At 33.0% G+C, this 23,550-nt stretch carries 18 protein-coding genes; all 18 read left to right on the top strand.

Features of this window, described 5'->3' with window-relative positions; genetic code table 11:
- The first annotated feature begins 79 nt into the window (after window positions 1-79).
- The 18 genes from ftsE (at window position 80) to BN1075_RS05860 (ending at window position 23,499) form a co-directional block, all read left to right on the top strand.
- On the top strand, window positions 80-766 hold the full coding sequence (ftsE, locus tag BN1075_RS05945; RefSeq protein WP_040192158.1) for a cell division ATP-binding protein FtsE: 687 nt from the start codon (window positions 80-82) through the stop codon (window positions 764-766).
- The gene (gene ftsX / locus BN1075_RS05940; protein ID WP_040192157.1) at window positions 756-1,652 is read left to right on the top strand and encodes a permease-like cell division protein FtsX; all 897 of its coding nucleotides are present in this window, start codon (window positions 756-758) and stop codon (window positions 1,650-1,652) included. The genes ftsE and ftsX overlap by 11 nt, the downstream gene beginning before the upstream one ends.
- A 468-nt stretch (window positions 1,653-2,120) precedes the next feature.
- On the top strand, window positions 2,121-3,350 hold the full coding sequence (locus BN1075_RS05935; RefSeq protein ID WP_040192156.1) for a S41 family peptidase: 1,230 nt from the start codon (window positions 2,121-2,123) through the stop codon (window positions 3,348-3,350).
- 127 nt (window positions 3,351-3,477) lie between these two features.
- Entirely contained in the window at window positions 3,478-4,791 is a 1,314-nt protein-coding gene (locus BN1075_RS05930) for a PDZ domain-containing protein (RefSeq protein ID WP_040192155.1), read from the top strand.
- 21 nt (window positions 4,792-4,812) lie between these two features.
- Window positions 4,813-6,798 (top strand): excinuclease ABC subunit UvrB, encoded by a 1,986-nt coding sequence (gene uvrB / locus BN1075_RS05925; RefSeq protein ID WP_040192154.1) that lies wholly within the window; start codon window positions 4,813-4,815, stop codon window positions 6,796-6,798.
- Between the two features lie 14 nt (window positions 6,799-6,812).
- Window positions 6,813-9,638, top strand: coding sequence for an excinuclease ABC subunit UvrA (uvrA, locus tag BN1075_RS05920; protein ID WP_040192153.1), 2,826 nt, complete (start codon window positions 6,813-6,815; stop codon window positions 9,636-9,638).
- Window positions 9,639-9,703: 65 nt separating this feature from the next.
- Window positions 9,704-10,132, top strand: coding sequence for an FHA domain-containing protein (locus BN1075_RS05915; RefSeq protein ID WP_040192152.1), 429 nt, complete (start codon window positions 9,704-9,706; stop codon window positions 10,130-10,132).
- 16 nt (window positions 10,133-10,148) lie between these two features.
- Window positions 10,149-11,465, top strand: coding sequence for an FtsW/RodA/SpoVE family cell cycle protein (locus BN1075_RS05910; protein ID WP_040192151.1), 1,317 nt, complete (start codon window positions 10,149-10,151; stop codon window positions 11,463-11,465).
- A complete protein-coding gene (locus BN1075_RS05905; protein WP_040192150.1) occupies window positions 11,458-12,867 on the top strand; it encodes a peptidoglycan D,D-transpeptidase FtsI family protein in 1,410 nt (469 codons plus the stop codon). The genes BN1075_RS05910 and BN1075_RS05905 overlap by 8 nt, the downstream gene beginning before the upstream one ends.
- A gap of 298 nt (window positions 12,868-13,165) precedes the next feature.
- The gene (gene uvrC / locus BN1075_RS05900) at window positions 13,166-15,019 is read left to right on the top strand and encodes an excinuclease ABC subunit UvrC (RefSeq protein ID WP_040192149.1); all 1,854 of its coding nucleotides are present in this window, start codon (window positions 13,166-13,168) and stop codon (window positions 15,017-15,019) included.
- A gap of 318 nt (window positions 15,020-15,337) precedes the next feature.
- The gene (gene murB, locus BN1075_RS05895) at window positions 15,338-16,258 is read left to right on the top strand and encodes a UDP-N-acetylmuramate dehydrogenase (protein WP_040192148.1); all 921 of its coding nucleotides are present in this window, start codon (window positions 15,338-15,340) and stop codon (window positions 16,256-16,258) included.
- 242 nt (window positions 16,259-16,500) lie between these two features.
- A complete protein-coding gene (locus BN1075_RS05890; protein WP_040192147.1) occupies window positions 16,501-17,709 on the top strand; it encodes a pyridoxal phosphate-dependent aminotransferase in 1,209 nt (402 codons plus the stop codon).
- 337 nt (window positions 17,710-18,046) lie between these two features.
- Window positions 18,047-18,931: an RNase adapter RapZ gene (gene rapZ, locus BN1075_RS05885; RefSeq protein ID WP_040192146.1), complete on the top strand. Its 885-nt coding sequence runs from the start codon at window positions 18,047-18,049 to the stop codon at window positions 18,929-18,931.
- Window positions 18,928-20,271 (top strand): gluconeogenesis factor YvcK family protein, encoded by a 1,344-nt coding sequence (locus BN1075_RS05880; protein ID WP_040192145.1) that lies wholly within the window; start codon window positions 18,928-18,930, stop codon window positions 20,269-20,271. Before rapZ ends, BN1075_RS05880 begins: the two co-directional genes overlap by 4 nt.
- A gap of 4 nt (window positions 20,272-20,275) precedes the next feature.
- Complete coding sequence (whiA, locus tag BN1075_RS05875) at window positions 20,276-21,226, top strand: DNA-binding protein WhiA (RefSeq protein ID WP_040192144.1); 951 nt, start codon at window positions 20,276-20,278, stop codon at window positions 21,224-21,226.
- Between the two features lie 2 nt (window positions 21,227-21,228).
- Entirely contained in the window at window positions 21,229-22,533 is a 1,305-nt protein-coding gene (locus BN1075_RS05870) for a DRTGG domain-containing protein (protein ID WP_040192143.1), read from the top strand.
- Between the two features lie 9 nt (window positions 22,534-22,542).
- Window positions 22,543-22,833 (top strand): Dabb family protein, encoded by a 291-nt coding sequence (locus BN1075_RS05865; protein ID WP_040192142.1) that lies wholly within the window; start codon window positions 22,543-22,545, stop codon window positions 22,831-22,833.
- 36 nt (window positions 22,834-22,869) lie between these two features.
- A complete protein-coding gene (locus tag BN1075_RS05860; RefSeq protein ID WP_040192141.1) occupies window positions 22,870-23,499 on the top strand; it encodes a class D sortase in 630 nt (209 codons plus the stop codon).
- Window positions 23,500-23,550: the final 51 nt, after the last annotated feature.

Here is a 23,550-nt window from a genome sequence, read left to right as displayed (position 1 = left end):
ATTCGTCGAATTTAATTTGGAATTAAGGTTTTTATGATATAATATAGTTTGAAAAGTAAAATTGAGGAGAGTTAATGATATGATAGATTTTAAGAATGTTACTAAGGTTTATAATAACAATGTACTAGCATTATCAAACTTAAATGTCCACATTGACCAGGGAGAATTTGTTTTCTTAGTTGGACCTAGTGGTGCAGGTAAATCTACTTTTATTAAAATGTTGTTGAAGGAAGTAGATCCTACAGCTGGGTCAGTAGTGGTTGCAGGCTCGGATTTAACGAAGTTAACAGATAAGGAAGTTCCTTATTATAGAAGAAAAATAGGTGTGGTTTTCCAAGACTTTAGATTAATACAAAGTTTAAATGTGTTTGAAAATGTTGCTTTTGCACTTAGAGTTACTGGTGCAGGGGAAAAAGATATACAGAAAAAGGTTCCAGCTGTTTTATCACTAGTTGGACTATCAAAAAAGAGAAATGCATTCCCAAGTGAATTATCTGGTGGAGAGCAGCAAAGAATTTCTATAGCTAGAGCTATAGTGAATAGTCCATCATTACTAATTGCCGATGAGCCAACGGGTAACTTAGATCCAGAAACAGCATTAGAAATTATGGAAATATTAAATGATATAAATAGAGCAGGAACTACAATAGTAATGGCAACTCACGCTAAGGATATAGTTGATACCATGAAGAAGAGAGTTATAGCTATTGAAAAAGGTGTTATTGCAAGAGACGAAGAAAGGGGTATGTACGGATATGAGATTTGATTCGGTTAAGTATTCATTTAAGGATGCAGTAAAAAGTATTGTAAGAAATAAAACATTAAGTATAGCATCAATGGCTACTGTAGCAGCAACATTATTCATATTAGGTACTATAACTTTAGTAGTAGCTAATGTTGATAAAGCTGTTACACAATTGGGTTCTATGGTTGAAGTAAGAGTTTATTTGAATAATGATATAACTGATGCACAAAAAACGGCTTTAGAAGCTAAGATAAACTCTGTAGATGGAATAAATTCCGTTGTATATGAGAGTCAAGAACAAGCTTTAGAAAATATTAAAGAACAATTAAATGACTCAACAGGTGATTTAACTGCTGGTTTTGAAAATGATAACCCATTTCCAGCTTCATACACTGTAAATGTAAAAAAACCAGAGATTATTGATAATGTTGTAGATTCAATTAAAGATATGGATGGAATTGAAGAGATAAAAGATGCTAGAAGTTTAATTGAAAAAATATCTAATTTAACTAACTCAGTTAAGTTTGGTGCAGTAATTGGGTTTGTAGTATTTATTTTAATATCTCTATTCTTAATAGGTAACACAATAAAAATAACAGTGTTCACAAGAAAAAAAGAAATTGGAATCATGAAGTATGTAGGAGCTACTGATTGGTTTATTAGATGGCCTCTTATAATAGAGGGAATGATTCTTGGACTTGCAGGTGCTATAATTGCAGGAATAGTCCTTGCATTAGCTTACTTAGTAGTTACAAGTAAGTTAGGATTAGATTTATCATCATTTGGATTTACTATGATACCTGTAACGTATATGTGGAAGGTTGTTATTTGGGAGTTATTTGCCTGTGGATTATTTATTGGAGCTGTAGGAAGTATTATCTCAATGAGAAAGTTCTTAAAAGTTTAATTTATATAAGATATAAGACTAAGACTAAGGAATTAAATTTCTTAGTCTTATTTGCATATGATTGAATTTAGAATGCCTGAATGTATTAATGAAGATTGATGTTTCTTAATGTGTTCAAAGAACCTTTTATTTTGATTTTTGTACTGAACATATATGACTATATATGTATATAAATTTAAATAAAAATTAAGATATAGGTAGTAAATATTGTGTTATAATATAACACAAAACTAACAAAGTTATATTTTCAACTAAAAGAAAGAAACTCTATAGAAGAAACTTCTTGGGAGTTTCTTCTATATTTGTAAAGTATGAATTTTAAACTTTGTACTCAAAGATAATAATTAATTTTAAATTAATAAATATGTTATTAATAATATAGTACTTTGAACATACTTATTAATGAGATAAAATAAATTTACAAAGTATTTTGATAAAGATGTTAAGGAAGTTGAGAGGGTGGTTTGTATGAACGACAAAAAGAAAAGATGGAAAGGTATTACCATTATTGTAGCCTTGCTGATAATTACTAATGTAGCGACATTTTTAGTCTCTAACTTAGTTTCATTTTCAATGCCTAATGGTAAGGTAATGGTTAGCAGGACCACATATAACAATATTTTAAGCTTTGAAAAATTGTTCACTATTAAGGATAAGCTAGATAAGTATTATTTAAACGATTATGATATGACTAAACTAATAGATGGAGCTGCAAAGGGCATGGTTTCAGCAGTTGGTGATCCGTATACAACATACATGAATGCAGAGGAGTTCAAGGATTTTTACTCTCAAACAGAGGGAAACTATGTAGGGGTAGGAATTCAAGTTGGAGTTAAAGATGATAAAATTACTGTAATTAGTGTTTTCGAAAATTCACCAGCTGAAAAAGGTGGAATTATATCTGGAGATATTATTGAAAGTGTAAATGGAAAAGCAATGACTGGTGCAGAATTACAAGATGCAGTATCAATGATGAAGGGTGAAAAAGGTGGTAAGGTAGACATCACTTTATCAAGAGAGAATAAGGGAAATTATGATGTTACATTAGTAAGAGATGAGATTGAAATGGTAACTGTAAAAAGTGAAATGATAGATAATGAAGTAGGATATATCCAAGTTACTATGTTTGATGAAAATACTTCTAAGAACTTTGATTCAGCGCTTAAGACTTTAGAAGAAAAAGGTATGAAGAGTTTAATAGTTGACTTGAGGGGAAATCCAGGTGGATTATTAGACCAAACTGTAGCAATGTCTTCTCAATTTATTGAAAAAGGTAAAAATATAGTTTATACAGAAGATAAATATGGTAACAGAAAAGATTATAATTCTGAAGGTGGAGTAGCAATAGGAACGCCGTTGACAGTATTAACAAACGGTGGAAGTGCAAGTGCTTCTGAAATATTTACTGGAGCAATAAAAGATTATAGCTTAGGAACAATAGTTGGAACAACAACTTTTGGGAAAGGATTAGTACAGACTACCTTCTATAGGTCAGTAGATGGCTTTAATGATGGAAGCGGTCTTAAAGTTACCATTTCTAACTATTACACTCCAAATGGAAATTATATTCAAGGAACTGGTATTGAGCCAGATGTAAAAGTTGAATATCCAGAAGAGTTGGCAACAGTAGCTTATGATAGAGCGAAAGATCCTCAATTTGCTAAAGCTTTAGAGATAGCAAAAGAAAAAATAAAATAAAATTTTAAAATATAGTTTTATATGAGAGAATTTAGAGTTAGAATTTAAGAGGATTCTAAACTCTAAATTCTTAATTTAATTTATATGTTTATGTCAACTTGTGTGTGCATATTAGAAGGAGAGAAAAATGGAGCTATTAAAATATACTTTGCAGAATGTTTCTTATGCAATTGTAGAGCCATCCTATGCATTAATTTTAATATTAATGGGATTGGCATTTTATATGAAGAATAGAAAAATTACATTAATGGAAAAGTTAGTTATGGGTAAAAATACGATTTCAGCTTTTGAACTAACAATTTCACAAATAGTAATGGGGATATTTGGAGGTGTATTAGTTAGTATAATACTTACTTTTTTAGGCGTAAGCTTTTATGAGAGCTCCAATATATTTTTAATATTTATACTTTCAGTGGGGTTAATTTTTGTTAATCCGAAGTTAGGTGCATTTTCTTATTCAGGAAGTGTGCTTGGGGTAGTTTCAATATTGTTATTCTTTTTATCCCAAGCACTGAATAAGCCAAATTTAAATGTGATGAATTTGGATATAACTAACTTAATAATAGTAATTGCAGTAATGCACTTTGCAGAAGGATTACTTATAATCCTGGATGGGAAAAGAGGTGCAATACCAGTTTTCAGTGGAAGAGATAAGCATATTATTGGTGGGTTTGCTTATGGAAGACAGTGGGTACTGCCTATGATTATATTGTTGATGGTACAGGCTTCAGGTGCGGATCTACTTAGTGGAAATGCAGTGAATACACCCAGTTGGTGGCCATTAGTTAATCATGAAGAAAATTTAGTGCTTTTTGCAACCATGATAATTGGTGCGTTGCCAATGTACTCCGGCCTTAGTTATAAAACGGCGACCTTTACTAAAAGTAAAGGAGAAAAGCCAGTTATTTCAGGAGCATTATTATGTGTTTTTAGCATATTTGTATTGATGATATCACAGTTTGGAAATATAAATAAGTTTTTGGATACCTTTTTACTTGTGTTAATTCCGTTAGCTCATGAGGGAATTAGTCGATTAGAAAAGCAGATGGAATTAAAGGCAAAACCTAAGTATGTAAGTACTAATGAAGGCGTTTGTGTACTTGATGTTGCACCTAATTCAATAGCTAAAGAAATGGGACTTTGTCCAGGAGATTTGATTTTAGAAATAAATGAAGAAAAAGTGCTTAAGGATGAAGTGGTTTTCAAATTTCTTGAAAGAATGCCTTATCATATAAAGATGTATGTTAGGGGTGTTAATGGCGAGATAAAGATTCTTACAAAAAATATTCAAGATAGAAAAGAAAAATTAGGCTTCGTTATAGTACCAAGAGAAGTGCCAAAGCAAGTTAAGGTTGCTGGAAGTGGCAATAACAGCGGTGGTGAAATGCGATTTTCGGACATAATAAATAATGTTAAGAAAAAGAAGAATGATGAAGATTAGTTAATTAGAAAAGGAGAAACTATGGGCGAATTTAAGATACATTCAAAGTTTAAGCCTACTGGAGACCAGCCTCAAGCTATAGATAGTCTGGTAAATAGTATTTTAGAAGATAAAAAGTATCAGACACTTTTAGGTGTTACTGGTTCAGGGAAAACTTTTACTATGGCAAATATTATAGAGAGGGTACAAAGACCAACTTTGATACTTGCTCATAATAAGACTTTAGCGGCTCAGTTATGTTCTGAGTTTAAAGAGTTTTTTCCAGAGAATGCGGTAGAATACTTTGTATCTTACTACGACTATTATCAGCCAGAAGCTTATATGGCTCAAACTGATACCTATATTGAAAAGGATGCTTCTATAAATGAGGAGATTGAGAAGCTACGTCACTCAGCAACCTCTGCTTTAATTGAAAGAAGAGATGTAATTGTTGTGGCCTCTGTATCTTGTATATATGGGTTAGGAAATCCAGAGGAGTATAAGGCACTTACAGTTTCTTTAAGAGAAGGTATGGAGAAGGATAGAAATAAGGTTATAAGCCAGCTGGTAGATATACAATATGAAAGAAATGACATTAATTTTGTTAGAGGAACCTTCAGAGTAAGGGGAGATGTTCTTGATATATTTCCTGCTTCCTCAACGAATAAGGGGATAAGGGTTGAATTCTTTGGTGATGAGATAGATAGAATCAGGGAATTTGATGTTTTAACTGGAAATATCATTGGTGGAAGAAAACATGTATCAATATTCCCGGCATCTCACTTTGCTACCTCAAGAGAAAATCTAGAAAGAGCTATTTCACAGATTGAGTTTGAACTTGAAGAGAGATTAAAGGAATTAAAGGAAGAGGATAAGCTTTTAGAAGCACAAAGATTAAAACAGAGAACTAACTTTGATATTGAAATGATGAGAGAAGTTGGGTATTGTACTGGTATAGAGAACTATTCAAGGATTCTTGATGGAAGAGCAAAAGGAACGCCACCTCAAACATTAATTGATTATTTCCCACAAGACTTCTTATTTATGGTGGATGAGAGTCACGTTACTCTTCCACAAATCAGAGCAATGTATGGTGGAGACAGGTCTAGAAAGACCTCTTTGGTGGAGTATGGTTTTAGGCTTCCATCGGCATATGATAACAGACCGCTTCAGTTTGATGAGTTTGAAAATAAGCTTAACCAAGTACTTTTTGTAAGTGCAACACCAGGTCCTTATGAAAAGGAGCACTCAGAAAATACGGCAGAGCAGATTATAAGACCTACAGGACTTTTAGACCCAGAAATAAGCATTAAACCTGTAAAGGGTCAGGTAGATGATTTGTATTCAGAGATAATGCAGACCATTGAGAAGGGCTTTAGAGTTTTAGTTACGACCCTTACAAAGAAAATGGCAGAGGATTTAACTAAATATTTTAAGGAGCTAGGAGTTAAAATAACATATCTTCACTCAGATATTGATACAATGGAAAGAATGAAGATTATCAGAGAACTTCGTAGTGGAGAACACGATGTTTTAGTAGGAATTAACCTTTTAAGAGAAGGGTTAGATATTCCAGAGGTTGCTTTAGTAGCAATTTTAGATGCTGATAAAGAAGGGTTCTTAAGAAGTGAAACTTCGCTTATTCAAACTGTTGGTAGAGCAGCGAGAAATTCAGAGAGTAAGGTTATAATGTATGCAGATACTATAACTAATTCTATGGAAAAGACCATAAATGAAACCAATAGAAGAAGAAAGATACAGATGGAGTATAATGAAGCTCATGGAATAGTACCAAAGACCATTATTAAAGAGATAAGAGATGTTATTGAAATTTCTACAGTAGCTGAAGATACTGCAGCTTACGGAGATTCCCCGTCATCAGATATTCTTTTAGATAAGAAAGAATTAGCTAAGCACATCGCTAAGCTTGAAAAAGAAATGAAGGCTGCGGCTAAGGATTTACAGTTTGAGAGAGCTGCACAGTTAAGAGATGAGATTCAGCGTATGAAAAGAGATTTTGAATTATAAGAAAAGGAGAACTTATGAGAAATAGTATTTATATAAAAGGCGCTAAGGTACATAATCTTAAAAATGTTGATTTAGAAATACCAAGAGATAAATTTGTTGTATTTACTGGATTATCAGGATCAGGAAAATCATCCTTAGCCTTTGATACCCTATATGCTGAAGGACAAAGAAGATATGTAGAGTCACTTTCAGCTTATGCAAGACAGTTTTTAGGACAGATGAACAAACCAGATGTGGAATATATAGAAGGACTATCACCAGCTATATCTATTGACCAGAAAACTACAAGTAGAAACCCACGTTCAACAGTTGGAACAGTTACAGAGATATATGATTATTTAAGACTTCTTTATGCAAAAATTGGAGTGCCACATTGTCCTAAATGCGGTAAGGAGATAACTCAACAGACGGTAGATCAAATGGTAGACCAGGCAATGGCATTACCAGAAAGAACTAAAATACAGATTTTAGCACCTATAGTTACTGGGAAAAAAGGTGAACATGTTAAAATTCTTGAAAGTATAAAAAAGAATGGATATGTAAGAGCTAGAATTGATGGTGAACTTATTGATTTAGTAGAAGAAGAGGTTAAACTTGAAAAGAATAAAAAGCATACAATTGAAATAGTTATAGACAGAATAGTTATAAAAGAAGGCATAAATTCAAGACTTACAGATTCATTAGAAGCTGCATTGAAGCTTGGTGAAGGTATTGCAATTCTTAACATAATTGATGGAGAAGATATCCTATTAAGTGAAAAGTTCTCCTGTGTTGATTGTGGTATAAGTATTGGTGAGATCGAACCAAGAATGTTCTCCTTCAACTCTCCATTTGGAAAGTGTGATACCTGTGATGGATTAGGAACACTAATGGAGATTGACGAGGATTTAGTTATTCCAGATAAAAGCAAATCTATTCTTCAGGGTGCCGTTGTTACCATGGGAGAAGGAAGTTTAAAGGATGATTCATGGACTAGAGCTATTTTAGAAGCCTTAGCAGAAAAAGGAGGCTTTACTTTAGATACTCCAATAAATGAATTATCTAAAGATAATTTAAATTTATTACTTTATGGAACCAATGGAGAAAAGTTAAAAATAAGATATGTTAAAGAGTTTAGAGAGTCAACTTATCAGTATGCTTACGAAGGTGTTATAAATAACTTGAAAAGAAGATACATGGAAAGCAACTCAGATTACATAAAAAGAGAAATTGAAGAGTATATGAGTGATAATCCTTGTCCAAAATGTAAGGGTAAGAGATTGTCTAAAGAAGCTTTATCAGTTACAGTTGGAGGATTAAACATAAGTGACTTTTGTACTATGTCTATAACAGAGGAGCTGAAATTTATTGAAAATCTAGCTTTATCTGAGAAGGATACAATTGTGGCGGCTCAAGTTGTGAAAGAAGTAAGAAGCAGATTGAATTTCTTAGTGAATGTTGGGCTTAGCTATTTAAACTTAAGCAGAGCTGCGGGAACACTATCAGGTGGAGAGGCTCAAAGAATTAGACTTGCAACTCAGATAGGGTCAAGTTTAATGGGAGTCTTATACATTCTTGATGAGCCAAGTATAGGACTTCATCAGAGAGATAATGATAAGCTCATAAAAACTCTTCAACATCTTAGAGATTTAGGAAATACTTTAGTTGTAGTTGAACACGATGAAGATACAATGAGAGCTTCAGATTATCTTGTGGATATAGGACCAGGAGCTGGAGAGCATGGAGGCAAAATTGTTGCTGCAGGACCTGTTGATGAAGTTATGAAATGTGAGGAATCAATTACAGGTCAATATTTAAGTGGTAAAAAATCCATTGAAGTACCAGAAGAATATAGAGCTATGGATCCAGAAAGGGTTATAACTATAAAGGGTGCAAAGGAAAATAACCTTAAAAATGTTACGGTTTCCTTCCCATTGGGGTTAATAACCTCTGTAACTGGAGTATCAGGGTCAGGAAAAAGTACACTTATAAACCAAATACTTTACAAGGGACTAAATAGGGTGGTAAATCGCTCTAAAAAACTTCCAGGAAAGCATGATGCAATTATTGGTGCTGAGCAGATTGATAAAATTATAAATATTGATCAAAGTCCAATAGGAAGAACCCCAAGAAGTAATCCGGCAACATATACAGGTGTATTTGATTTAATAAGAGAAATCTTTTCAATGGTTCCAGAAGCTAAGAGCCGTGGCTACAAGCAAGGACGTTTTAGCTTCAATGTAAAGGGAGGACGTTGTGAAGCCTGTCGTGGAGATGGAATTATTAAAATTGAAATGCAATTTTTATCTGATGTTTATGTAGAATGTGAAGTATGTAAGGGGAAAAGATATAACAGGGAAACTTTAGAGGTTAAATACAAAGGAAAGAGTATAGATGATGTGCTTAATATGACTGTTGAGGAAGGGCTTAAGTTCTTTGAAAATATACCACGTATCAGCAGTAAGCTTCAGACATTGATGGATGTAGGGTTATCTTATATTAGACTAGGTCAGCCTTCAACTACATTATCAGGAGGAGAAGCGCAAAGAATTAAGCTTGCCTACGAGTTATCTAAAAGAAGTACAGGAAAAACTCTATATATTCTAGATGAGCCAACTACAGGACTTCATATTGATGATGTAAGTAAGCTTATAAAGATACTTCAAAGGCTTGTAGAAGGCGGAAATACTGTTATTGTTATTGAACACAATTTAGATGTAATTAAATGTTCGGATTACATTGTAGATTTAGGACCAGAAGGTGGAGATAAGGGTGGAACTATTTTAGCCACTGGAACTCCTAAAGAGATAGTTAAGTGTTCTAAATCCTATACAGGACAGTATCTTAAAAAAATGATATAATTACTATAACTAGCATCAAAGAATTTTGATGCTAGTTATGTTATATTTTTTAAAGGAGTTTGTATATGGAGATTTTAAAGTTTGGATTAAAGGTAGGAGTAATTGTACTTATTTACTTTATAATATTTTATGCATTGAAAATAATGTACACAGATACTAAGACATCGGGTAAAAGACGTAATAAGATAAAGAAGGCGACTATGGGCCTAGAGGTTATAGAGGCAGGAGAGAATTCTAACTTAAAAACTGGAGGGGTACTGCCTTTAGCAGATATTATTACTATGGGAAGAAAGAGTGATAACACTGTAATTTTAGATGATAAATATGTGTCTTCCCATCACATGAAGATTTTTAAAAGAAATAATGAATATGTAATTGAAGATTTAGATAGCACAAATGGTACTAAAGTTAATGATGAATTAATTAAAAATAGAGTTACGCTAAGAGCGGGAGATTCAATAAAGGTTGGAACAGCTATTTTTAAATTGATATAAAGGTGGAAGGAGAAACATGAACATTATAAGAGAAGAAAAACGTGTACTAAGGTTGACATATCTATTGGTAATGGCATTGTTCTTTAATGTTGCAATAATAACTCCAACCATTAACAATAATGCAGTTATTATTGGAGCAATAATATGTGGATTGATGGCTTATGCACACTTTGTCATAAGAAGATTTTATCCAGATGGAGATAAATTTTTATTATTGTTTGCAAATATTTTGGCAGTTATAGGAATTGCCATGATTTATAGATTGGACTTACCACTTAGAGGAGGTACTTTTATTGCAGATGGCGTTACTACAAATTTAGCTGTTAAGCAGGTGCTGTTTTTTGCTTTAGGCATGATTGGATTTATATTAATAGTTGTAATTGTACCGGACCTAAAAAGGTTTAACAAATATAAGTATTTGTATCTTGTAGTAACTATAATATTTATGGCTATGGGTACTTTTCTTGGTGAAGAAACATATGGAGCTAAAAACTGGGTAAATATTGCAGGGTTTGGTTTCCAGCCATCGGAGTTTGGAAAGATTGCTTTGGTAGCATATTTGGCTTCAGCTTTAAGAGATTATGAAAAGCCTTCAAAGTTTTGGATAAGAGTAGCTAGCAGAATTGGAATAAAGAATGAGAAATATTATTCATTAATAAGTTTAGTAGAGCCTGCATTAGTTATGGGAGTATCTCTTTTATTTATGCTTGCTCAAACGGATTTAGGGTCAGCCCTTATCTTTTTTGCTATAGCTCTTACAATGCTGTACATAGCAACATCAAAGAAGAAATATGTAATAATTGCCTTACTTTTATTTGCCGTGGGTGGAACTATTGGTTATTTCTTATTTTATCATGTCCGAGTGAGGGTTATGATATGGAGAAATCCATGGGAATATGGATATGATCAGGGACTACAGCTTGTACAATCGCTTATTGCCATATCCAGTGGAGGTTTATTTGGAGTTGGACTCGGAAGTGGATTTCCCAACTATATTCCAGTAGTAGAATCAGACTTTATTTTTGCAGCTATTTGCGAGGAATTGGGGATTTTAACTGGATTTGCAATAATAATCTTTAACTTCTTATTATTCTATAGATGTATAAGAGCAGCTTTATATACTAAGGATAAATTTTCTAGGCTTTTAGTTGTAGGATACAGTACCATGCTAGTGGCACAAACCTTAGTTATTATTGGTGGTGTAACAGGAGCTATTCCTCTTACAGGAATAACCCTTCCATTTGTAAGCTATGGTGGTAGTTCAATGCTTATAAGCTATTTTGCTCTAGGAATAATTCAAAAGATATCAGAGGAGAGTAACAGCTATGAATAATCTGCAGAAAAATATAAAAAATGTAATGATAGTATTTTTAGCACTTTTTATAGCGTTAATATCCTATATAAGCTATTACTATTTATTTAAAAGTGAAGAAGCTATAGATAGTGTATATAACAAAAGAACGCAAGCTGAAAATAGCAGGGTTTTAAGAGGTACGATTTATGATAGGGATATGAATCCACTTACAAGTGGTGAAAAAACCAGTGAATTCTCTCAAACTAGACAGTATATAGGCGGAGAAGCCTTTGCTCATGTAGTTGGGTACTATGATGTAGTTTATGGGGCAAGTGGTATAGAGAAAAAGTTTGATAAAGAACTCTCAGGAAGTACAATGAATTCCATTAAAGATTTATTTGCTTCTGCTGACGCAGATAAAGTAGGAAATCATGTAGTAACTACTTTAAATTCTGAACTTCAAAAAAAGGCTTATGAGCTTTTAGGAGATAGAAAAGGATCTATTGTAGCATTAGACCCTAAAACGGGAGAAGTTTTAGCTATGGTATCTAAACCTAGCTATGATCCTAATAAAATACAAGATGAGTTTTCAGCCTTATCACAGGATGAAAACACTCCATTTTTAAATAGAGCTGTTTCTGGGTTGTATCCTCCAGGATCATCTTTTAAGATAGTAACTGCAGTAAGTGCTCTTGAAAATATGCCTGGAGTAAGAGATAGAGTCTTTGAGGATGAAGGAAGAATCTATTTCAATGATGTAGATTCTTTAGAAAACTATAATGGGGTTGCTTTTGGGAACATCAACCTTAGAACAGCATTTTTAAGATCAAGTAACGTTGTTTTTGGTACATTAGCCATGGAGTTAGGAAACCCACAGCTTAGAGAAACCGCAGAGAAATTTTTCTTCAATAAAGAGATTCCATCAAGAACTTTAACTATTGATGATAGTAGATTCCCAACCTATGGGAAAGAAGAGGTTGGAAATATAGCTCAAAGTGGTATAGGTCAAAGTGGAGTTCTTTCAAGTCCAATTCAGATGGCTCTTGTTGCAAGTGCCATAGCTAACGATGGTGTTATGATGGAGCCTAATATAGTAAAAGAGATAGTGAATTCAGAAGGGAAGGCTGTTAAGGAGTTTAAGCCAGAAGTAGCTACAACGGTAACAACGCCAGAGAATGCACAAGTCTTAAAGGAATATATGAAGGCTGTAGTAAATGAAGGTACAGGTAGGGCTGCTAGTCTTTGGGGTGTTCAAGTATCAGGAAAAACAGGAACTGCAGATACTGATGCAGGAGATAAAATACCTCATTCATGGTTTGCAGGTTTTGCAGGATATGATAATCCTGAAATTGCATTTGCAATAATTGTTGAACAGGGTGGTAATGATTCTTACAATGCTAGTGGAATGGCAGGAGATTTAGTTGATGCCTTTTTCAAGTAAGAATTGTGTATTAGAAGTTAAGTAAGGATGAAAATGACGAGGGGTATATTTAACTTATAATGCCCGAATGTAGAATATAGAATAAAGGTTGTTTTCAATTACTGTGTTTCGGAGAAGATTTAATTTGATTTTAAAATTAAGAATTGACAGTTGAAAATACTATTGTTATTGTATACTAAGCTATTCTATCTATAGTAGAATAGCTCAGTATGATAAAATAAAAATAAAGAAATTCCGAAGGAATTTCAACCATAATTCTACATATAAATTCTAAATTAAAAAGTGGAGGAGTTTATTTATGTTTGACTTTGAATATCAGCTGAAAAATCTTCCAGATAGTCCGGGTGTATATTTAATGCGAAATTCCTTAAAGGAAGTAATATACGTTGGAAAAGCTAAAAACTTAAAAAATAGAGTAAGACAGTATTTTCAAAACTCCAAGAACCATACGGAAAAAGTTAAAGCTATGGTTTCTCATATTAGTGAGTTTGAATACATTGTTACAGATTCTGAAATGGAAGCACTAATTTTAGAGTGCAATCTTATAAAAAAATATAGTCCTAAATATAATATTCTTTTAAAGGATGATAAATATTATCCTTTTATTAAAATCACAAATGAAGAATTTCCAAGGGTTATAGTAACAAGAAATCATGGAAATGATGCTTCTAGATACTTTGGTCCATATACTGATGGAGGTGCCGTTTATGCGGTTAATGAGCTTATAAAAAAGGTATTTCCACTTAGAACTTGTAGAAAATCTATAAAAGAAGATGGACCTAAAACAAGAACTTGTTTAAATTATCATATAAACCTTTGCAAAGGACCATGTAATGGGTTAATATCTAAAGAGGAGTATGGTAAGATTATAGATGACGTGGTAGATTTGCTCACAGGTAAAGATACGAAGATTACAAACAAGCTAAAGGCAGACATGGAAGAAGCAGCTGAGAATTTAGATTTTGAGAAGGCTGCTATCCTTCGTGATAAGCTTATAGCTATTGATAAAATAAATGAAAAGCAAAAAATTATAAGTAATAACTTTGAAAATGAGGATTTTATAGGTATTTCTCAAGATGAAGTGGATAGCTGTATTCAGATATTCTTTCTTAGAGATGGAAAGATTAGTGGCAGAGAACATTTTATTTTAGATAATACTGGGGCAGAAGAGCCCACTTATGTCTTAGGAGAGTTCATTAAGAATTTCTATGGTGGTACAGCATTTATTCCTAAATCAATTTACGTTAGTAAGTGTAATGATATAGAGATTATGGAACAATGGCTATCATTGAAAAAGGAGCATAAGGTAAATATAAAAATACCTCAAAAGGGTGAGAAAAGAAGAATCTTAGACATGGTAGAGAAAAATGCTAGTCATGCACTTGAAATGTTTAAGTTAAAGCATAAGGTGGACAGAGAATTAAATGAAGTAGCTCTTACAGAGCTTCAAGAAGCACTTGGACTTGATGAAAGTCCAAGTCGAATAGAAGCTTATGACATATCAAATTTAATGGGTATGGATTCTGTAGGATCTATGGTTGTTTTTCAAGATGGAACTGCTAAAAATAGTGATTATAGAAGATTTAAGATAAACACTATCGAGGGTGCAGATGACTATGGTTCAATGAGAGAAATTCTTACAAGAAGATTTACTCATGGACTAAAAGAACTTGAAAAAATAAACAATAATGAAATGAATTTTGAGGCAGGAAAATTTTCTATTTTCCCAGATCTGATTATGATGGATGGTGGAAAAGGGCAGATAAATGTAGCCCTGGAGGTTCTGAGAGAGCTTAATATAACCATTCCTGTATGTGGAATGGTTAAGGATGACAATCATAGAACCAGAGGTATTATATATAACAATAAAGAGATTATCTTAAGACCAGGATCTAAATCTATGCTTCTTATTACTAGAATTCAAGATGAAGTACACCGCTTTGCAATAACATATCACAGAACTCTTAGAGATAAGCGTACTCTATATTCAATTTTAGATGAAATACCTAAAATTGGAGAAAGAAGAAGAAGAGAGCTTCTAAAAAAGTTTGGAAGTGTCGATAATATAAGAAAAGCTACCTATGAAGAATTAATCTCAACACCTTCAATGGATAAGTCGTCTAGTGAAAGTGTGCTGGAGTATTTTAAGTAAGACTCTAAAAGTGATGCTGCAAAAGTGATGCTCCAAATATATGATTTGGTTAACTTAATTTTCACAGCGTGCATCTTTGATTTGAATAGTGGGGTTTCCAAAGAGTGAATCTATGATTTAGTTAATGGAACTTACTTTTTGAGCACTCCTTCTAATGTATATGTGTATATGAGAAGGAATTTACTGAAAAAGATTAACAAAATCTAAGAGATATTCATATAAAGGTAGAGAGGCTTTGAATTTGCAATTACAGTTATAGGAGATTGATTAAATGCATAAAAGGTCTATACTTAAATATTAATAATGAGCAAGGGGTATATGATGAAGTTGAAGGATTGTTTTATAAAAAGTATCGAAGAAATCGTTGGCAGTGAGAATATAAAGTTAAATGAATTAATGAAGAAGCATACAACATTTAAAGTTGGTGGTCCAGCTGACCTTTTAGTTTATCCATCTACATATGATATGATAAAGAAGGTAATTGATGTATGTAAGGCGAATAATGTAGAGTACTTCCTTATGGGAAATGGTTCAAATCTAATAGTAAAAGATGGTGGGTTTAGAGGTGTTGTTATAAAAGTAGACCGTTTAAGTGAAATAAAGGTTACTGATAATGCTGTAACTGCACAATGTGGTGCAATTTTAAGTTTGGTTGCTAAGACGGCGTTAGAAAATGGCTTAACAGGATTAGAGTTTGCTGCTGGTATACCAGGATATATTGGTGGTGCAGTTGCTATGAATGCTGGAGCTTATGGTGGAGAAATGTCCCATGTTCTTGAAAAAGTATTAGTTATCAATGATGAAAATAATATTATTGAATTATCTAAGGATGAATTAGAATTAGGCTATAGAACAAGTGCAATACTTAAATATGGCTATATTGTTTTAGAAACAACTATTAGATTAGAACAAGGCAATAAGGAAGATATAAAAGGCAGAATGAACGAGTTAGCTCTTCAAAGAAGAACTAAGCAGCCTTTAGAATATCCATCAGCAGGAAGTACATTTAAAAGACCAGTTGGATATTTTGCTGGTAAATTAATTCAAGATGCTGGATTAAAGGGAGCAGTAGTAGGTGGAGCTCAAGTGTCAGAAAAGCATTCTGGCTTTATAATAAACGTTGGTGATGCAAGTGCTGCAGATATACTAAATCTTATAAAGCGGGTTCAAGATGAGGTTTACAAGCAGTTTGGAGTAGAACTTCAAACTGAAGTAAGAATAATAGGTGAAGAACTTTAATATTAATTGAGAGTTAAAAATTAAAGTGGGAATTCCCTGGAAGTTTCATTTACAATTTTGAATTTTAAATTATTAATTCTAAATTAAAATGTTAATTAAGATGAAAAGCGAAAGATGAAAAATTATATTTTATTTCTTTTATGATTAGACTTTAGAGTAAATCAACAAGGGGATTTTTATGTGATTTTTCATTATTAGCTTTTCATCTTTTATTTTTATAAAAAATTAGGGGGAATAGGGATATGATTTCAAAGGAAATGGTTACTTATGTACAAAGTAGTTCGTTGATTCGAGCAATGTTTGAAGAGGGGAAGAGGCTTAGTTCTATATATGGACCTGATAAGGTGTATGATTTTAGTTTAGGGAATCCAAACTTAGAGGCACCAAAGGAAGTAAAAGAAGCTATTATTGATATTTTAAGCAATGAAGCGGATACCTTAGTCCATGGGTATATGAATAATTCTGGCTATGAGGATGTTAGAAGCACAATAGCAGAATCACTTAATAAAAAGCATGGAACTAGTTTTGGCGAAAAGAACATATTAATGACTGTTGGAGCAGCTGGAGGCTTAAATGTAATTTTTAAAACATTATTGAATCCAGGAGATGAAGTTATTGTCTTTGCACCATACTTTGGAGAATATAGAAGCTATACAGCCAATTATCACGGTAAACTTGTTGTTGTATCTCCAAACTGCGCTGATTTCCAACCTAACTTAAAAGAATTTGAGGATAAAATTACTCAAAATACTAAAGCGGTTATAATAAATTCTCCTAATAATCCTACGGGGGTAATATATTCAGAGGATACTATAATAAAGTTAACTGAGATTTTAAGGGCAAAACAGCAGGAATATGGAACAGATATTTACTTGATTTCAGATGAACCATACAGAGAATTAGCTTATGATGGAGCAGATGTACCGTATTTAACTAAGTACTACGAAAATACAGTAGTAGGTTATTCCTATAGTAAATCTTTATCATTGCCAGGAGAGAGAATAGGATATTTAGTTATTCCAAATGAGGTTGATGATTTTGAAAACGTTATCTCTGCGGCTAATGTAGCAAATAGAATTTTAGGATTCGTTAATGCACCATCCTTATTCCAAAGGGTTATTGGAAAGTGTATAGACGTAGAAACTAATGTGGAATTCTATGATAAGAATAGAAAACTTCTTTATGAGGGATTAACTAAAATAGGCTATGAATGTATTAAGCCTGAGGGAGCTTTCTATTTATTTGTAAAATCTCCAATTGAGGATGATGTTAAATTCTGCAATGCAGCTAAAAAGCATAACATTCTTATTGTGCCAGGAACCTCTTTTGCATGTCCGGGATATATAAGAATCGCATATTGTGTTGCATATAAAACCATTGAAAATGCAATGGGTGGTTTTGCAAGTTTAATGGCAGAGGCTGGAGAAGAATTAGTGGCTGCAAGTAAGTAAATTTAATTATGTTAAAAGCTCGTTTTATACGAGCTTTTTTATTTATGTTACCATGGAATATAATGCAAAATAATTTGAGAGTGTATATAAGCTCAAATTCCAGTATTTCTAAGAAAATTAATCAATGAATATATGTTATAATTGTTGTATAATAAATAGGGTATACTCATTGATAGAAGTAGCTAAAGAGTATATTTTAGCAGCTAAATCATAGATTTAGATATTACTTTAAGTTAAAGGTATTCAAGTTAGAATTGGGATATCAGCTTAAATAAAATAAAAGGATTTCGTTTATTGAAGAAATACTAGGGATGATATTTAGGAAGGATGTGTTTTAGTGAAATTTTTAGTGGTTACAGGAATGTCGGGAGCAGGAAAAACACAGGCCATTAGAAGTCTTGAGGACTTAGGGTTTTATTGTGTTGACAACTTACCACCAACACTCATAGCAAAATTTGCAGAGGTTTGCTATAAGACCGGGGGACAGATAGATAAGATAGCCATTGTTGCGGATATTAGAGGCAGGTCTTTTTTTGACGACCTATTAGGAACTTTGAACACTTTAAACAAAGAAGGTTATATGTATGAGGTGTTATATCTTGAAGCTACAGATGAAACCTTAGTTAAGAGATATAAAGAAACAAGAAGAAAGCATCCGTTAGCACCAGATGGAAGGATTATAAATGGAATCAACGTTGAGAGGAAAAAGCTAAAAGCCATAAGAGAAAAGGCAGACAGGATAATTAATACTTCTAAGCTGACAAATAAGGAATTAAATGAAGAAATTATTAAGGCTTATGGGGATGAGCATCAAATAGATAGTCCTCTTTTAATAAATGTAATTTCTTTTGGATTTAAGTATGGAATACCTCTTGATGCGGACTTAGTTATGGATGTGAGATTTATACCAAATCCTTATTATATTGCAGAACTAAAGCCATATTCAGGAAAGGATAAGCCAGTTAAGGATTATGTTCTTTCTAAAAGTGAGACTTCAGAGTTTCTGGATAAGTTTACTGATATGTTGAAGTTCTTAATACCAAACTATAAAAATGAAGGAAAGAGACAACTGATTGTGGCTATAGGGTGCACTGGGGGAAGACATAGGTCTGTTGCTATTGCAAATAGAACTTATGAAGTGTTAAATCATTTAGGATATCATGTGACTGTAGACCATAGAGATATAAATGAAGATGTCAATCGAGGTGCAGGAAAACGATGAAGTTAAGTGAGTGGGCTACTCCTGGCATAGGAGTTAAGCGTTGGCTTTTCCAAATGCTCATAGGAATATTTTTTGTTTCCTATGCTATAATTGGATTCATAGGTGGAACAGAAGCTGGAGTTAAAGCTAAAGAATTTCTAGTTTTTGTTTTGATGGTAGGTATTTTGATAACTATTTTAGGATTAAATCAATATACTAAAAAAGTTATGACTATTATGCGATTAGAAGAACTAGACTTTTCTAAGATTGATAAGAATCATGAGGATAAAATTCAAAGGAAAAACCTTTTAATTAAAGGTCCTAAAATAGTAGTTATAGGTGGAGGAACTGGACTTTCTAATATGCTAAGGGGATTAAAGAAGTATACTTTTAATATCACTGCTATCGTTACCGTTGCTGATGATGGTGGTGGATCAGGTATGTTAAGACAGGACTTAGGAATGCTGCCACCAGGAGATATCCGTAACTGTATAATATCTTTAGCTGATACTGAACCACTTATGGAGAAGTTATTCAGATATAGATTTAAGGATGGAGCTTTAGAAAATCAGAGCTTTGGAAATCTTTTTCTTGCAGCTATGAATGGAGTTTCAGACAATTTTTTAGAAGCTGTAAAAAAGACTAGTGAGGTTCTTGCGGTAACAGGGCAGGTACTTCCAGTTACCTTAGAGAATGTTGAGCTTTATGCAAAGCTTGAGAATGGTAGTATCGTAAGGGGAGAATCATCTATTCCAATGGAAAGCTTGAATCAGAACTCCCCAATAGAGAGGGTTTTTCTTGAACCAGAAGATGCAAAGGGAATCCAAGAGGCTATTGATGCCATCTTAGATGCCGATGCTGTAGTTTTGGGGCCAGGAAGCGTTTATACTAGTATAATTCCTAATCTTATGGTTAAGGATGTAAAGGAAGCTTTGTTAAAGACAGAGGCATTAAAGATATATGTTTCTAATGTTATGACTCAACCGGGGGAAAGTGATAACTATAGTGTTGAGGATCATATCAGGTCAATAATGCGTCATTGTGAAGGTATTAATTTGGATTATACCATTGTTAATAAAGGAGATACCAATGAAGAAGAGCATATTAAAGAAAGGTATCTTCAAAAGGGTTCTAATTTAGTTAAGCGTGATGGGAAACCAGATAGCAGTATAAAAACTAAGTATATAGAGTGCGACATGATAAAGATAAAAAGGGAGCTTATCAGACATGATGAAGATAAGCTAGCTAAAATTTTAATGAAAACAATAGTAACTAGATGTATGAGACAGGGCAATAGAAGAATTGAAGAATATATGCAATTAGCCCATGAAATGAAAAAGGAAAAGAAGGATAAGGAGTAGAGAAATGTCATTTTCACTAAAGGTTAAGAATGAAGTATGCAGAACTAGTGAAATATCAAAAGATGAAGTGGCAGCACAGTTATCTGCAATTATGAAGGCCAGTGGAACTTTGGGCTTTGGATTTAATAGAGCTGTTACCTTTAAGGTTGTAACTGAAAACCCATCCATTGCAAGGTGGGTATTTAGAGTGCTGAAAGAGTATTTTGAGATTCACAGCAAGCTGCTTGTTAAGAAGAGTAATTCACTTAAAAAGAATAATATTTATATGGTTTTAATACCAGAAGATGCCGATGTAAGAGGATTACTTCAGCATTTAGGAATCATTGAAGAGGATGATTATTTTAATATTAATTATGGACTTCCATTGGATATGTTAAAGGATGAAAATTGTAAAAGAGCTTATATCAGAGGTGCCTTTTTAGGTGGAGGAAGCATAAGTAATCCAGAAAAAACTTACCATTTAGAGTTTGTAACTCATGATGAGGAATATGCAAATGCCTTAAGTAAATTAATAAATAGCTATAAATTAAACTCAAAGGTTATACAAAGGAAAAATAGTTTCGTAATATATGTAAAGGAAGGCGAGCAGATAGTTGACCTTCTAAATATAATAGGGGCTCACAATGCACTTCTTGAGCTTGAAAACATAAGAATTATGAAAGAAATGAGAAATAACGTAAATAGAATTGTTAACTGTGAAACTGCTAATTTAAGTAAGACAGTAAATGCAGCAGTTAGACAAGTTGAGAGTATAAATCTGATTCAAAGCGAGATTGGGCTTGATAGATTACCAAAGAACTTAAAGGAGGTGGCAAGACTGAGATTAGAGTATCCAGATGAATCGTTAAAAGAGCTTGGAGCTATGCTTAATCCACCAGTTGGAAAATCAGGTATAAATCATAGATTGAGAAGAATTGAAAAAATTGCTGATGAATTAAGAAAGGAAGGGCGATAATTATGTCTAAACATGAGGAGATAATTAAACATATCCTATCCTTAGAAATTGGAACAAAAATTTCCGTTAGAGGTATTGGAAACAGATTAGGTGTTAGTGAAGGAACTGCATATAGAGCTATAAAGGAATGTGAGGCTATAGGAATTGTAAATACAGTTCCAAGGGTTGGAACAATCAGGGTTGAGAAGCTAGAGAAGAAAAATATTGATAGAATTTCTTTTAAGGAGATAGTAAATATAGTAGACGGTACTCTTCTTGGAGGAAAGGAAGGCGAAGAAAATTTTCTTGAAAAATTTGTTATAGGAGCCATGGAGCTTGAAGCCATGATTAAGTATATAAGTCCAGGAGCTCTTCTAATTGTAGGTAACAGGGAAGCAGCTCAAAAAATGGCTCTGGAAAATGAATGTGCAGTATTAATCACTGGGGGGTCGGATTGTAGTGAAGAGATAAAGGAATTGGCAGATAAAAATAAACTTCCACTTATATCTTGCGCCTATGACACCTTTACAGTTGCCAGTATGATAAATAAAGCTATCTATGAAAATAATATAAAGAAAGACATTGTTCTCGTAGAAGATGTTATGGCAAAAAAGCCATGGTATGTGAAAGTCATGGACAAGGTTAAAACTGTTAGACAGTTGGTAGAAGAGACTGGACATGAGAGATATCCTGTAATTGATGATGAAGGAAAAGTTGTTGGGGTGGTAAGTTTAACTCATATTAGACATAATGATGATGAAGATTTAGTTGGTACTATCATGATTAAGGAACCTATAGTTTTAACTCCTAAAAGTACGGTAGCCTATGCTGCTCATGTTATGGCTTGGGAAGGAATTAAAATTTGTCCAGTAGTTCATAAAAAGAAGCTTGTTGGTGTAATTACCAGAGAGGATGTAATTAAAGCACTTCAGATTGTGGTAAGACAGCCTCACATGGGTGAAACCATGGATGATTTAATTTTAAAGAACTTTGAATTTGAATCTAATAAAAATGGAGTTCATTTTTGGGGAGAGATTGTTCCAGAAATGTTGGATTCCATAGGAACAGCTTCGTGGAATGCACTTAATATGCTTTTATCAACTATGGGAACTATGGCATTAAGACAGGATGGAACTACTAATGTAGCAATAGATAACTTTACTTCATATTTCACTAAGCCTGTTCAAATTGAGAGGCTTATTGATGTGTATGCAGAGGTTATAGATAGAAGCAGATATAATTCTAAGGTTGAAGTTACTATGTACAATCAAAATAAAGAACTGATGGCAAAGGCATTGCTTTCAGCAAAGGTTTTAAGAAAAAGATAGGAGGCTGTTATGTTTACTCATGTTGTACTGTTTAAATTAAGTGAACCAACAAAGCAAAATGTTAAATATGTAAGTGATATTCTTAAGGGGATGAAGGGAAATATACCTCAGATTAAAGAAGTAGAAGTTGGAATTGATGAATTAAAAAGTGAAAGATCCTTTAATATTTGTTTGATTACTAGGTTTGATTCTCTTGAAGAGATGAAAGCTTATCAAGTTCATCCTTATCATGTAAATGAAGTATTAGCTAAGATAAAGCCTTTTATTGAGGTTAGCAAGGTGGCTGATTATAGCATTTAGTTTTGAAGTGATTCATTCAAAAAGGTGGTTTGTAGAATGAAAAATAAGGTTAGAAATATTACTAGTATAGCTTTGATAGTTATTGGACTTGTATTGCTCTTTATGGCATTTAAAGGCAAGGTTGAAACAAAAGTGATGCAGGATAAACTTTTAGAAAAGTTTAATACAATATATGAAAGTGACCAAGGAATAAAGGGCAATGAACAGGAAGAAGAGCAGATGGAAGAGAAAGATAATACTTATGATTATATTAATATGGTTGACCCTATAGCAATACTAGAAATACCAAAAATAAATTTAAAGGTTGTTGTAGCAGAAGGTACTGAAGATAATATAATCAGATATGCAGTAGGACATTTTGAAGAAACTGCTATGCCAGGAGATGCTGGAAACTTTGCTTTAGCAGGACATAGAAATTTTGATACAGGGGAGTTCTTCCTAAAAATTGATAAACTTGCAGAAGGCGACGAAATAAAGGTAACTACCTTAGATGGCACTGTCTATACTTATAATGTAACTAATAGTTTTGTAGTTCAGCCACAGGATACGTACATTTTAGAGGAAAGCGATAAGCCTATAGTAACTCTTGTTACATGTACCTATGATGGTTCAGAAAGATTAATTGTTCAAGGCGCATTAACAGGAAAAAAAGAAAAAGCTGAATAAAAAGGAAAAAAGTAAATAAGAAACAGAAGAGCAATTTATTGCTGGGAGGTG

It is taken from the genome of Clostridium culturomicium, from assembly GCF_000821305.1.
Lineage (GTDB): Bacteria > Bacillota > Clostridia > Clostridiales > Clostridiaceae > Clostridium_J > Clostridium_J culturomicium.
Note: the sequence above shows the minus strand (reverse complement) of the source record. Positions and strands in the feature narration are given on the sequence as shown.